We start from the raw sequence: 14,365 nt of genomic DNA on the forward strand, positions 1-14,365 counted from the left end.
ATGTCGACATTAGATGAAGAAGATCGCCGCGAATACTACCGTATCGAGGACACGATCGCACTGGAAATTCGGCCCCTGTCTGCTCCCGAAGCCGCAGGCCAGGAAGTGTTGCAGGATGCTTCCCCTCTATTCAACCTGCTCAGCGAACTGCACCTGAGCGAATTCGAGTCGCAACACCTGCTGCGACAGATCAGCGAACGCGACCGGACCATCGCCGCGTTCCTGAAATCCCAGAACAAACGCATCGATCTGCTGAGCCAAGTGGTCGCCCTGACCGTGCTCGGACAGATCGGCGAGCCGCAGCCAGTGATTATCTCCGAAGGGGGCATCGACTTTCAGCATCCGACGCCCATCGCCACTGGCGCGCACCTGTCGGTGAAACTGGTGCTGATGCCGCAAGCCCTTGGCCTGTTGCTGCGGGCCCGTGTCACCCATTGTGACCGCAAGGGCGACGGCTATGACATCGGCACCGAGTTCGAATACCTGTCCGATGCCCAGCGGCAATTGCTGGCCCGTTACATCTTGCAGCGACAGGCACAAGAACGACGCCTGGCCCGCGAACAAAACGAATCAGGCATTTAATTTAAGGAAGAACCGTGACTCTCATCTACGGCCATCGCGGCGCCAAGGGCGAAGCACCGGAAAACACCCTGACCAGCTTTCAGGAATGCCTCAAGCACGGCGTACGCCGTTGCGAACTGGACTTGCACCTGTCCAGGGATGGCGAGTTGATGGTGATCCACGACCCGACTCTCAAACGCACCACCGAGCATCGCGGCAAAGTAGTCGAACATACCGCCGCGGAGCTGGTGACCTACGACGCGCGCAAGGGTGGCCCGGGCTGGATCAAACCCTGCCCTATTCCAACGCTGGAAGAATTGTTCGAAAAATGTGATTTCGATCACTGGCAACTGGAAGTCAAAAGCGCTTCACGCACCCGTGCCGCGACCACCGTGCTGGCGATTCGCGAAATGGCGCAGCGTTTCGGTATGCGGGACAAGATTACGATTACGTCGAGTTCACGCGAAGTGTTGAAAGCCGCGCTGGACCTGGTGCCGGACGTGTCTCGCGGATTGGTGGCCGAGTACGCCTGGCTCGACCCGTTGAAGGTCGCGCAAAACTATGGCTGTGAGATGCTGGCGCTGAACTGGACCCTGTGTACGCCGGAACGCCTGCAGAAGGCGCAGCGTCAGGGGCTGCATGTGTCGGTGTGGACAGTCAACGAGCCCGCGCTGATGCGCAGACTCGTCGACTTCGGCGTTGACAGCCTGATTACAGACTTTCCCGGTTTGGCCACTGCCACGCTCGAGAATTGCTGAAATCGGTCTCCCCGGCCGGCTCAGGCCACCGGCCGGAGCCGCTCAAAAAAGCCGGTTGAGGCCATCGTACGCCGCTACCCGATAGGCTTCAGCCATGGTCGGGTAGTTGAACGTCGTGTTGACGAAGTACTTCAGGGTGTTTTGTTCGCCCGGCTGGCTCATGATCGCCTGACCGATGTGCACGATCTCCGACGCCTGATAACCGAAGCAGTGAACGCCCAGCACTTCCAGGGTATCGCGGTGGAACAGGATCTTCAGCATGCCTTGCGGTTCGCCGGCAATCTGCGCACGGGCCATGCCCTTGAAGAACGCCTTGCCCACTTCGTACGGCACCTTGGCCTGGGTCAGCTCCTGCTCGTTCTTGCCGATCGAGCTGATCTCCGGAATGGTGTAGATGCCGGTTGGCACGTCGTTGACGAAGCGCCAGCTGCCGTTGTCGACAATGCTGCCGGCGGCCGAACGGCCCTGGTCGTGGGCGGCACTGGCCAGGCTCGGCCAGCCGATCACGTCACCGGCACCATAAATGTTCGGTACGCAGGTACGGTAGTTTTCGTCGACTTCGATCTGGCCACGGCTGTTGACCTTCACGCCGATATTTTCCAGCCCCAGCTGATCGGTGTTGCCGGTACGGCCGTTGCACCAGAGCAAGGCATCGGCCTTGATCTTCTTGCCGGACTTCAGGTGCAGGATCACGCCGTTGTCCACGCCTTCGACGCGGTCGTAGTCTTCGTTGTGGCGAACTGTGATGTTGTTGTTGCTGAAGTGGTAACTCAGGGCCTGGGAAATTTCCGAGTCGAGGAAGCTCAGCAACTGACCGCGGTTATCCACCAGCTCGACCAGCACACCCAGACCACTGAAGATCGAGGCGTATTCGCAACCGATCACACCAGCGCCGTAAACGATGAGTTTGCGCGGGGTGTGGCCGAGGCTGAGGATGGTGTCGCTATCGTAGATACGCGGGTGATGGAAATCGATGTCCGCCGGGCGATAAGGGCGCGAACCGGTGGCGATGATGATGTGCTTGGCCACCAGTTTTTCAACCACGCCGTTGGCGCAGACCACTTCGATGGTTTGCTCGTCAGCGAAGCTGCCGGTGCCGAAGAACACGTCGACGCGGTTACGGGCGTAGTAGCCGGTGCGCGAGGCGACTTGTTTGGAGATGACTTTTTCGGCGCTTTTCAAAACGTCCGGGAACGAGAACCAGCGCGGCTCACCAATCGCCCGGAACATCGGGTTGGTGTTGAATTGCATGATCTGCCGGACCGAGTGACGCAAGGCCTTGGACGGGATGGTGCCCAAGTGGGTGCAGTTGCCGCCGACCTGGCGACGACTATCGACCATCGCCACCTTGCGCCCTGCTTTGGCGGCATTCATTGCCGCGCCTTCTCCCGCCGGGCCGGAACCCAACACCACCACGTCGTAGTTGTAGACAGCCATGCATACTCCTCAGAACAGGCCGCGGCGCCCTCGGCACCTGCGGCTAAATCACGCCGATCTGCGGCGTGAAGGAACAATTTGGGGCCAGTGCAGAACCCGGACACAGTCTATAGAAGCGTCAACGCCGGGCACATTAACCCTTGGTCGCGTCGTAGGCTAGTTTTGCCTGCACTACAACGCCATCAAAAATGCTTTTTAAGCCGCAATCACTTGGTTTTCTCACCCGCCAGGCGCTCAAAAGCCTGACTGGTGCGCGTGACGAAACCTGTATCGGCACGAATCACAAAAAATGCACCAATGTCATGCGTTTCGGCATAGTCCCAACCCCGTTCAGGACCGAGAATCAGCAACAGCGTCGATAGGCCATCGGCCATTAACGCTGAAGGATGAATGACTGTGACTAACGCCAGGGCGTGTAGGACCGGAGCGCCGGTGCGGGCATCGAAGGTGTGGGAATAGCGCCGGCCATTCTGCTGAAAATAATTGCGGTAGTCGCCGGAGGTGGACACAGCGTAGCCGTCGACGGCGATGATGCGTTTGGCCACTTGTTGGTCATCGCGGGGCTCCTCAAGGGCGACGTGCCAAGCCGAGCCATCGGGTTTGTGCCCGGTAGCCTTGAGCTCTCCAGTGGCTTCAGCGAGGTAACTGTCGATGCCCAAAGCCTCGAGCCTGCCGGCGATCCGGTCGACAGCATAGCCAGCGGCGAGACTATTGAAGTCGACTTCCACCGGGGCATCTTTACACAACCGCTCGCCGTCGATGCGTAAGTGACCATATCCAACGCGCTGTCGCGTCAGGGCAAGGACCTCGGCGGTCGGCACTTTTTCTTCCCGGGACTGCGGCCCGAATCCCCAGAGATTGAGCAGCGGCTCCACCGTCAAGTCGAAGGAGCCGTCGCTTTGGGATGACAACTGCTCGCCCACACGGATCAATTCAAGCACAGGGCCTGGCATAACCTGACAGCGACCGGCCGGCAGTGCGTTGAAGCGTACGGTGTCCGAGTCGCTGCGATAGGTCGAGAATTGTCGATCCACTTCGGCGAGGATATTTTCTACTTCGGCCTGCACCGCTTTCGGCCCAGGCGTGGAGGAATGTCTTACGTATTGGATGGAATAACGACTGCCCATGGTCGGGCCGTCGAAGCGTTCCAGGCTGTCGCCGCTGCCACAACCGGACAAAACGCCGGCCAGCACCACAAGTCCAACCCACCGTCCAGTTAACAAATCTTCATCTCCCCTCAAAACCGCGCCCGCCATTATGGGCCTCAGAGCGCATGAGAGCGAGGTCTGCCAGCGCCCGTCAGCCAGACGCCAAACCTGTGGGAGCGAGCCTGCTCGCGATAGCGATGACCGACTTTACGATTGCTGCGCAATCGAACGGGAGCAAGCTCCCTCGCCACACAGGCTCGCTCCCACAGGTGCAGCGTTTTCAAACAAGATTTACCAGCGTGAGTACCTACTAATGTCTTCCAATACGAGCAACGGCAAAGCAATTTTTCGCGTCGTCAGCGGAAACTTCCTGGAGATGTTCGACTTCATGGTCTACGGCTTTTACGCCACGGCCATTGCTAAAACCTTCTTCCCTGCCGACAGCGCTTTCGCTTCCCTGATGCTGTCTTTGGCCACTTTCGGGGCCGGCTTCCTGATGCGTCCGCTGGGGGCGATTTTCCTTGGGGCTTACATCGACCGTCACGGTCGCCGCAAAGGCCTGATCATCACACTGGCAATGATGGCCGCCGGCACACTATTGATTGCCTGCGTGCCGGGTTACGCGACGCTGGGTGTCGCGGCGCCGCTGATCGTATTGTTCGGTCGTTTGTTGCAAGGCTTCTCGGCGGGCGTGGAACTGGGCGGTGTGTCGGTGTACCTCGCCGAGATCTCCACACCAGGCCGCAAAGGCTTCTTCGTCAGTTGGCAATCCGCCAGTCAGCAAGCCGCGGTGGTCTTTGCCGGCCTGCTCGGCGTGGGCTTGAACCATTGGCTCAGCCCACAAGAAATGGGTGAATGGGGCTGGCGCGTGCCGTTCCTGATCGGCTGCATGATCGTGCCGGTGATCTTCGTGATCCGCCGCTCGCTGGAAGAAACCCCGGAATTCCAGGCGCGCAAGCACCGCCCTACCCTGCAAGACATTGTCCGCTCGATTGGTCAGAACTTCGGCATCGTCCTCGCCGGCATGGCGCTGGTGGTGATGACCACTGTTTCGTTCTACCTGATCACTGCCTACACCCCGACCTTCGGCAAAGCCGAACTGCATCTGTCGGATCTGGATACGTTGCTGGTGACGGTGTGCATTGGTCTGTCGAATTTCTTCTGGCTGCCGGTGATGGGCTCTGTGTCTGACAGGATCGGGCGCAAACCCCTGCTGGTGGCGGCGACGATTCTGGCGATCCTCACGGCTTATCCAGCACTGTCATGGCTGGTTGCGAACCCGAGCTTCAGCCATCTGCTGATCGTCGAGTTGTGGTTGTCTTTCCTGTATGGCTCGTACAACGGCGCCATGGTCGTAGCCCTGACCGAGATCATGCCGGTGGAAGTTCGTACGACTGGATTCTCTTTGGCCTACAGCCTGGCGACAGCAACCTTCGGCGGGTTTACGCCGGCGGCGTGTACGTATCTGATCCATGTGCTGGATAACAAGGCTGCGCCAGGGATATGGCTCAGTGGTGCGGCAGTGTTGGGGTTGATCGCGACGCTGGTGTTGTTCCGGGGTAACAAACATGAACTGCGGACGGCGCAGGCAGCAATCGTTAGCGGCGGCGCCTGATAGATAGCCATCGCGAGCAGGCTCGCTCCCACAGGAGTCTGCGGCGCTCACACATTGGTGATCACACCGCAATTCCAATGTGGGAGCGAGCCTGCTCGCGATGAGGCCAATACAAACAACACACCTGTAACTGACAAACCCCACAAACAAAAACGCCCCGACCAAAGTCGGGGCGTTTTCATGTGCGGCTAAGGCTTAGCGCGGGAACGCTGGCGGGTTTACACCGGCCATGTCTTCCATCACGCGAACTACCTGGCAGCTGTAACCGAACTCGTTGTCGTACCAGACGTACAGAACAACGCGGTTGTCCTGAACGATGGTCGCTTCAGCGTCCACAACACCTGCGTGGCGCGAGCCCACGAAGTCGGTGGATACCACTTCCTGCGAATTGACGTAGTCGATTTGCTTGTGCAGATCGGAGTGCAGCGCCATGTAGCGCAGGTACTCGTTCATCTCTTCACGGGTGGCGGCTTTCTCAAGGTTCAGGTTGAGAATGGCCATCGACACGTTCGGCGTCGGAACACGGATCGCGTTACCGGTCAGCTTGCCGGCCAGCTCAGGCAGGGCTTTGGCAGCAGCGGTGGCAGCACCAGTCTCGGTGATAACCATGTTCAGCGCGGCGCTACGGCCACGGCGATCGCCCTTATGGAAGTTGTCGATCAGGTTCTGGTCGTTGGTGTACGAGTGAACGGTTTCGACGTGACCGTTGATGATGCCGAACTTGTCATTCACAGCCTTCAGCACCGGCACGATGGCGTTGGTGGTGCAGGAAGCGGCGGACACGATCTTGTCGTCAGCAGTGATTTCACCGTGGTTGATGCCGTGAACGATGTTCTTCAGCTTGCCTTTGCCAGGCGCGGTCAGAACAACGCGGTCGATACCCGGGCAGGTCAGGTGCTGGCCCAGGCCGTCGGCGTCACGCCATACACCGGTGTTGTCCACCAGCAGCGCGTTTTTGATGCCGTACTGGGTGTAGTCCACTTCAGTCGGGTTCTTCGCGTAGATAACCTGGATCAGGTTGCCGTTGGCGGTGATGGTGTTGTTGGCTTCATCAATGGTGATGGTGCCATTGAACGAACCGTGCACCGAGTCGCGACGCAGCAGGCTGGCACGTTTGACCAGATCGTTCTCGGCGCCCTTGCGGACAACGATGGCGCGCAGACGCAGGCCATCGCCACCACCGGTTTTCTCGATCAGGATACGCGCCAGCAGACGACCGATACGACCGAAGCCGTACAGGACAACGTCGGTGCCGGTACGACCGGAACCATTCTGCTTGCCGACCACATCGGCCAGTTCGTCACGAACGAACGCTTCGGCGGTACGGCCATTGCCTTCGGCTTTGAATTTGACAGCCATCTTGCCCAGGTCTACCGAAGCAGCGCCGAGCTTGAGCTCGCTCATTGCCTTGAGCAGCGGGAATGTTTCGTGGACGGACAATTCGCTGTCATCGGACTGGCGATGGCGAGCAAAGCGGTGAGCTTTGAGAATCGCGATGACAGACTGGTTGATCAGACTGCGGCCATAGATCGAGCTCACCACGTTGTTATTGCGGTAAAGCTGACCGATAAGCGGAATCATCGCTTCTGCGAGTGCTTCACGGTCGATCCATTCACCAAGACACTGGTCGGGCTTCTGAGTCACGGGAACCTTCCACATGTAGGGGCAGAAAAAAGGGGCTACATTATGCCGCCGAGTGCCTCCCGTAGCAATGCGCGCCTGTCGCACAGGCGGTAACAAAATCCTGTTCAAAAAAATTACGCCCCGCTCCAGCCCAGTAAAACCGGGGCTTTCAGCACAGTCAATTTTTCGACGATAACGATGCCGTGTCCGTAACCCTCCGTAACACTGAGCGGTTTTGGCACTACATTTTCAGTATCAAAGCGCCAGTTTTTGTCATTACCACTACATTTCACCCAACCTGTGCATATAGACACAGTCTGCAACTGACAGCCGGCACCTGAGGCCGTTACAATTGTCGACTTTGTCGCAACGCTTGGAGCTCAACCTTCCGTGCCCGTTCTGCGTCTACCGCTTCTCCCTGCCGCGGCAGGTAAACAGCACTGGGGCAACCTGCCCGGTGCCGCCCTGAGCCTGGCCATCGCCGAGGCCGCCAGCGCTGCCAAGCGCTTTACCCTGCTACTGACCGCCGACAGCCAGAGTGCCGAACGGCTGGAACAGGAGCTGAGTTTCTTCGCCCCGGATTTGCCGGTGCTGCATTTCCCGGACTGGGAAACCCTGCCCTACGACCTGTTCTCGCCACACCAGGACATCATCTCTCAGCGCATCGCCAGCCTGTATCGGTTGCCGGAGCTGGAGCATGGCGTGCTGGTCGTGCCGATCACCACGGCCCTGCACCGCCTGGCGCCGACCAAATTTCTGCTCGGCAGCAGCCTGGTGCTGGATGTCGGCCAGAAGCTCGATGTCGAGCAAATGCGCAGCCGGCTTGAGGCCAGCGGCTATCGTTACGTCGATACAGTCTATGAGCACGGCGAATTCACCGTGCGCGGCTCGCTGATCGATCTGTTCCCGATGGGCAGCAAACTGCCCTTCCGCATTGATCTGTTCGACGACGAAATCGAAACCCTGCGCACCTTCGATCCGGAAAACCAGCGCTCCATCGACAAGGTGGACACTGTTCGCCTGCTGCCGGCGCGGGAGTTCCCGCTGCAAAAGGATGCGGTCACCCGTTTCAAGGCGCGCTTTCGCGAACGCTTCGATGTCGACTTTCGTCGCTGCCCGATCTTTCAGGATTTGAGCAGCGGGATTACACCGGCGGGTATCGAGTACTACTTGCCGCTGTTCTTCGACGAAACCTCTACACTGTTCGATTACCTGCCCCAGGACACGCAAGTGTTCTCTTTGCCGGGCATCGAACAGGCGGCGGAGAATTTCTGGAACGACGTACGCAATCGCTATGAAGAGCGTCGCGTCGATCCATCCCGTCCTTTATTGCCACCGGCCGAGCTGTTCTTGCCCGTGGAAGATTGCTTTGCCCGCCTGAAGACTTGGCCCCGTGTGGTTGCCAGTCAACAGGACGTGGAAACCGGTGTCGGTCGCGAGCGCTTCCCGGCTCAGCCGCTGCCGAACCTGGCCATCGAAGCCAAGGCTACTCAACCGCTGGCGGCGCTGGCCGGCTTCCTCGACGATTTCCCTGGGCGCGTGCTGTTTACCGCCGAGTCCGCAGGTCGTCGTGAAGTGCTGCTGGAATTGCTGGAACGCCTGAAGCTGCGGCCGAAAACCGTCGACAGCTGGCCAGACTTTGTTGCGAGCAAGGAGCGCTTGGCGATCACCATCGCGCCGCTCGACGAAGGCCTGTTGCTGGACGATCCAGCGCTGGCCCTGGTCGCTGAAAGCCCATTGTTCGGCCAGCGCGTGATGCAGCGCCGCCGTCGCGAGAAACGCGCTGACGCCAACAACGATGCAGTGATCAAAAACCTCACCGAGCTGCGCGAAGGCGCGCCGGTTGTGCATATCGATCATGGTGTCGGCCGCTATCTGGGGCTGACGATCCTGGAAATCGACAGTCAAGCCGCCGAATTCTTGACCCTTGAATATGCCGAGAACGCCAAGCTGTACGTCCCGGTCGCCAACCTGCACCTGATCGCCCGCTACACCGGCAGCGACGATGCCTTGGCGCCGCTGCACCGTCTCGGCTCCGAGACCTGGCAGAAAGCCAAACGCAAAGCCGCCGAACAAGTGCGCGACGTGGCCGCCGAATTGCTCGACATCTATGCCCGCCGCGCCGCTCGCGAGGGTTATGCCTTCGCCGACCCGAAAGCCGATTACGCGACGTTCAGCGCCGGTTTCCCGTTCGAAGAAACCCCGGACCAGCAGACCACCATCGAAGCGGTGCGCGCCGACATGCTCGCGCCGAAACCGATGGATCGTCTGGTCTGCGGCGACGTCGGTTTCGGCAAGACCGAAGTGGCGATGCGCGCGGCGTTCATCGCAGTGCATGGCGGTCGTCAGGTGGCGATTCTGGTGCCGACCACCCTGCTCGCCCAGCAACACTACAACAGCTTTCGCGACCGCTTCGCCGACTGGCCGGTAAGCGTGGAAGTGATGAGCCGCTTCAAGTCGACCAAAGAAGTGAACGCTGCGGTCGCGGACCTGGCCGAAGGCAAGATCGACATCGTCATCGGCACACACAAACTGCTGCAAGACGATGTGAAGATCAAAAACCTCGGGCTGGTGATCATCGACGAAGAGCACCGTTTCGGTGTCCGTCAGAAAGAACAGCTCAAGGCGCTGCGCAGTGAAGTCGACATCCTGACACTAACCGCTACGCCGATTCCGCGCACGCTGAACATGGCCGTATCGGGCATGCGTGACCTGTCGATCATCGCCACGCCACCGGCCCGTCGTCTGTCGGTGCGCACCTTCGTCATGGAGCAGAACAAGAGCACGGTCAAAGAGGCCCTGCTCCGTGAATTGCTACGTGGCGGTCAGGTCTACTACCTGCACAACGACGTGAAAACCATCGAGAAATGCGCCGCCGACCTCGCCGAACTGGTGCCGGAAGCACGGATCGGCATCGGCCACGGGCAGATGCGTGAACGTGATCTCGAACAAGTGATGAGCGACTTCTACCACAAGCGCTTCAACGTACTGATCGCCTCGACCATCATCGAGACCGGCATTGACGTGCCGAGCGCCAACACCATCATCATCGAGCGTGCCGACAAGTTCGGCCTGGCGCAGTTGCACCAGTTGCGCGGCCGCGTCGGTCGCAGCCACCACCAGGCGTATGCTTACCTGCTGACACCGCCGCGCCAGCAAATCACTCCCGATGCGGAAAAGCGCCTGGAAGCGATCGCCAATACCCAGGACCTCGGCGCGGGCTTCGTGCTCGCCACCAACGATCTGGAAATCCGTGGCGCCGGCGAACTGCTGGGCGACGGTCAGAGCGGGCAGATCCAGGCCGTCGGTTTCACGCTGTACATGGAAATGCTCGAGCGCGCCGTGAAGTCGATCCGCAAGGGCGAACAACCGAACCTCGATCAACCGTTGGGCGGTGGTCCGGAAGTCAATTTGCGCGTACCGGCACTGATTCCAGAAGACTACCTGCCGGATGTGCATGCTCGACTGATTCTCTATAAACGCATTGCCTCGGCCACCGACGAGGAAGGCCTCAAGGACCTGCAAGTGGAGATGATCGACCGTTTCGGTCTGCTGCCGGAGCCGACCAAGAACCTGGTGCGGATCACGGCGCTGAAATTGCAGGCCGAACAACTGGGCATCAAGAAGGTCGACGGCGGCCCGCAAGGCGGTCGCATCGAGTTCGCGGCACAGACCCCGGTCGACCCGCTGACACTGATCAAACTGATCCAGAGCCAGCCCAAACGCTACAAATTCGAAGGCGCCACAATGTTCAAATTCCAGGTACCAATGGAGCGCCCGGAAGAACGCTTTAATACTGTAGAAGCGCTATTCGAGCGCCTCATTCCGACCACTGCTTGAAGGACGCCGCATGCGCCTGTTTCGCTCACTGACCTTGTTGTTGACGTTGTTGATGTCACTGCTCGCCCCCACGGCGTTTGCCGATGATCTGTATCAGGTTGAAATGATTCTGGTGCGGCAAAACGCTGTGCCCGCCATCGTCAGCCGCGCCGCGCCGGAAGACTGGGATGCCGGCGCTCAACGCATCAGCCCCGACAGCTTTCGCACGCCAAGCCTTAATCCCGAAGTGGAAAAGCTCACCGCCAGCAACGAATACACCGTGGTGCTGCACAAGGCCTGGCAACAAAAGCTCGGCGAAGAAGCCAGCAAAGTCGCGATCAGCGAAGGCACCGAGCAGTTCGGCCAGTTCCCGATCGAGGGCACGCTGAGCCTGAAACTGGGACGCTTCACCGACGTCGATGCAGACTTCTGGGTCAACAAGATTGATGCCAACGGCCTGGTCACCGCCAGCGAACGCCTGAAGCAGGAAAGCCACACCAAGAACGGTCAGCTGAACTTCCTCGACAACGGCCACCTGGGCCTGCTGATCAAGATCACCTCGCTGACCGCCCCTGCGCCTCGGCCAGTCCCTGATGTAATTCCGGACTGATTGAAGCCCTTATGTCCTCCGCGACCCTGAGCAAACCCTTGGCAACTTCCTGGGTCAGCCGATTCAAGGAACAGAGCCTGGAGCGTGGCCGCCGCTACGCGCTGGAGAACCGCGTCAGGATCGTCGAAGTCGGCGATGCCACCATCACCGCCAGTTGCGAAGGCTCTGGCGGTAACGTTTACCGCCAGACCATTCGCCTGCGCGAGTCGGCCAAAGGCACCTTGCTGATGATCGACGCCACGTGCACCTGCCCGGTTCATAGCAACTGCAAACATTGCGCGGCGGTGTTGCTGCAAGTGCAGGAAACCCTTGCTTATCCGGCCGCCGCCAAAGACGCTGAACTGCTGGAAAAACTTCAGGCCGTACTGGAAAACCGTAGCCCCAAAGCGCCGCCGCAAGTGTTGGTGGACAACGTGCAACCGGTGCCGCGCCTGTGGCTGGCGAGCATCGAGTTCAGTGCCTTCGAACCGCGCAACGGCAAGATGCAGCGGTACATCCAGCATCGCGCGGCACTGTCTTTCAGCTATCTGGATGAATACGTCAGCGGACAGAAAAACACTGACATCCTGATTCGCCAAGAGACGCAGACGCTGCGAATAAAACGTCACCCGGAAGTCGAACAGGCCTACAGGGAACAGCTGCGAATCCTCGGTTTCAAGATCGCCACCCGACAAAGCAAGGCCCTGCCGGAAAGTGCCGGCGAACTCTACGAGATGGTCAACGACAGTGCCTGGCTGACCTTCACCCTGAACGAGCTGCCGAAGCTGCGCACCCAGGGTTGGGAGTTGCAGATCGACGAAGATTTCGGCTTCGACCTGACCGCCGTGGATGATTGGTACGCCACGGTCGAGCAGGCACCTGAGCGCGACTGGTTCGACCTGGAACTGGGGATCATCGTCAACGGCGAACGTCTGAGCCTGCTGCCGATCCTGTTGAACCTGATGCGCTCCCACACAGAGATCCTCAACCCGGAACGACTCGCCCGGCGTCGCGACGACGAGCTGATCCTGGTGAACATTCCGCAACGCCGCAGTACCGACCAAGGTCCGTTGCAGGTCGCCCTGCCCTTCGGCCGCTTGAAACCGGTATTGGCCACCCTCGGCGAGTTTTATCTGCAAGAGCCCGGCGAAACCACACTGCGCCTGAGCAAGGCCGACGCCACACGATTGAATCCGCTGGAAGGCCTGCCATTGCTTTGGGAAGGTGGCGAGCAGATCCGCACCTTTGCCCAGCGCCTGCGCGATATCAAGGACCATACCGCGGTGGCGCCCGAAGGGTTGAATGCCACCTTGCGCCCGTATCAGCTGGAAGGCCTGAGCTGGATGCAGTCGTTGCGGCAACTGGAAGTCGGCGGGATTCTCGCGGACGACATGGGTCTTGGCAAAACCCTACAAACCCTGGCGCATATTCTCAGCGAGAAGAACGCCGGGCGCCTCGATCGGCCGTGCATGGTGGTCATGCCCACCAGCCTGATCCCCAACTGGCTCGACGAAGCCGCACACTTCACGCCGCAGCTCAAAGTGCTGGCGCTGTACGGTGCCAGTCGCAAAAAGCATTTCGCGCACCTGGCCGATTACGACCTGATTCTGACCACCTATGCGCTGCTGCCCAAGGACGTCGAACGCCTTGCCGCGCAACCGTTGCACGTACTGGTGCTGGATGAAGCGCAGTACATCAAAAACCCCAACAGCAAAGCTGCCCATGCGGCCCGTGAGCTAAATGCTCGCCAACGTCTATGCCTGAGCGGCACGCCGCTGGAAAACCATCTGGGCGAGCTATGGTCGCTGTTCCACTTTTTGCTGCCCGGCTGGCTCGGTGACGTGAAAAGCTTCAACCGCGATTACCGCGTGCCGATTGAAAAGCGCGCCAGTGAAGTAAGACTTCAACACCTCAACGGTCGGATCAAACCGTTCCTGCTGCGCAGGACCAAGGAACAGGTGGCCACCGAACTGCCGCCCAAAACCGAGATCATTCATTGGGTCGAACTCAACGAAGCCCAGCGCGACGTATACGAAACCATGCGCCTGGCCATGGACAAAAAAGTCCGCGACGAGATCACCCTCAAGGGTGTGGCGCGCAGTCAGATCATCATCCTTGAGGCGCTGCTGAAGCTGCGCCAGGTGTGCTGCGATTTACGCCTGGTCAACGACGCCGCCCTGCCCGCGCGCGGCAGCACCTCCGGCAAGCTTGATAGCCTGATGGAAATGCTGGAAGAGTTGTTTGAAGAAGGTCGGCGGATTCTGCTGTTTTCGCAGTTCACCTCAATGTTGTCGTTGATCGAGGATGAGCTGAAAAAACGCGGTGTGGCGTATGCGATTCTGACCGGACAAACCCGCGACCGACGCACGCCAGTGAAAGAATTCCAGAGCGGCAAGCGTCAGATCTTTCTGATCAGCCTGAAGGCTGGTGGCGTAGGACTGAACCTGACCGAAGCCGATACGGTGATTCACTATGACCCTTGGTGGAACCCGGCGACAGAAAATCAGGCGACTGATCGCGCGTATCGTATTGGTCAGGAGAAGCCGGTATTCGTCTACAAGATGATTGCCAGGGGCACGGTGGAAGAGAAAATTCAGCATCTGCAGAAGGAAAAATCCGATCTTGCCGCTGGCGTGCTGGATGGACGCCAGACGGGGGACTGGAAATTGCAGAGCGATGATATCGAGGCGTTGTTTGCGCCGTTGCCGGAGAAAATTGATAAGTAGCGGCAATAGGCAGATCGCCTTCGCGGGCAAGTCGGATCGCCGCCCGCTCGCGCCTACAGGAAATCACTTTACCTGTGGGAGCGTGGCTT

At 59.4% G+C, this 14,365-nt stretch carries 9 protein-coding genes; 6 read left to right on the plus strand and 3 right to left on the minus strand.

Annotated features, from left to right (window positions below; genetic code table 11):
• Positions 1–582: a PilZ domain-containing protein gene (locus tag ACZ3HH_RS14295; protein ID WP_123359981.1), complete on the plus strand. Its 582-nt coding sequence runs from the start codon at positions 1–3 to the stop codon at positions 580–582.
• A gap of 14 nt (positions 583–596) precedes the next feature.
• Positions 597–1,319, plus strand: coding sequence for a glycerophosphodiester phosphodiesterase (locus ACZ3HH_RS14300; RefSeq protein WP_465805496.1), 723 nt, complete (start codon positions 597–599; stop codon positions 1,317–1,319).
• 42 nt (positions 1,320–1,361) lie between these two features.
• On the opposite strand, the gene sthA is transcribed toward ACZ3HH_RS14300, so the two are convergent.
• Positions 1,362–2,756, minus strand: a complete 1,395-nt coding sequence (gene sthA, locus ACZ3HH_RS14305) for a Si-specific NAD(P)(+) transhydrogenase (protein WP_008073074.1) — start codon at positions 2,754–2,756, stop codon at positions 1,362–1,364.
• Between the two features lie 206 nt (positions 2,757–2,962).
• The gene (locus ACZ3HH_RS14310; RefSeq protein WP_465805499.1) at positions 2,963–4,012 is read right to left on the minus strand and encodes an FAD:protein FMN transferase; all 1,050 of its coding nucleotides are present in this window, start codon (positions 4,010–4,012) and stop codon (positions 2,963–2,965) included.
• Positions 4,013–4,217: 205 nt separating this feature from the next.
• On the opposite strand from ACZ3HH_RS14310, the gene tcuC reads away from it, so the two are divergent.
• Positions 4,218–5,519: a tricarballylate/proton symporter TcuC gene (gene tcuC / locus ACZ3HH_RS14315; RefSeq protein WP_465805501.1), complete on the plus strand. Its 1,302-nt coding sequence runs from the start codon at positions 4,218–4,220 to the stop codon at positions 5,517–5,519.
• A gap of 195 nt (positions 5,520–5,714) precedes the next feature.
• Here the strand turns inward: tcuC and ACZ3HH_RS14320 are convergent, their stop codons facing one another.
• Complete coding sequence (locus tag ACZ3HH_RS14320) at positions 5,715–7,178, minus strand: glyceraldehyde-3-phosphate dehydrogenase (RefSeq protein WP_465805502.1); 1,464 nt, start codon at positions 7,176–7,178, stop codon at positions 5,715–5,717.
• 354 nt (positions 7,179–7,532) lie between these two features.
• Between ACZ3HH_RS14320 and mfd the strand changes: the two genes are divergently transcribed.
• The 3 genes from mfd to ACZ3HH_RS14335 are packed head-to-tail and all read left to right on the plus strand — an operon-like array spanning position 7,533 to position 14,276.
• Complete coding sequence (gene mfd / locus ACZ3HH_RS14325; protein ID WP_465805505.1) at positions 7,533–10,982, plus strand: transcription-repair coupling factor; 3,450 nt, start codon at positions 7,533–7,535, stop codon at positions 10,980–10,982.
• Positions 10,983–10,992: 10 nt separating this feature from the next.
• On the plus strand, positions 10,993–11,571 hold the full coding sequence (locus ACZ3HH_RS14330) for a CsiV family protein (RefSeq protein WP_465805506.1): 579 nt from the start codon (positions 10,993–10,995) through the stop codon (positions 11,569–11,571).
• Positions 11,572–11,582: 11 nt separating this feature from the next.
• Positions 11,583–14,276: an SNF2-related protein gene (locus ACZ3HH_RS14335; protein ID WP_465805508.1), complete on the plus strand. Its 2,694-nt coding sequence runs from the start codon at positions 11,583–11,585 to the stop codon at positions 14,274–14,276.
• The last annotated feature ends 89 nt before the right edge of the window (positions 14,277–14,365 follow it).

The sequence above is a fragment of the Pseudomonas sp. PME37.24/025 genome (assembly GCF_055556615.1).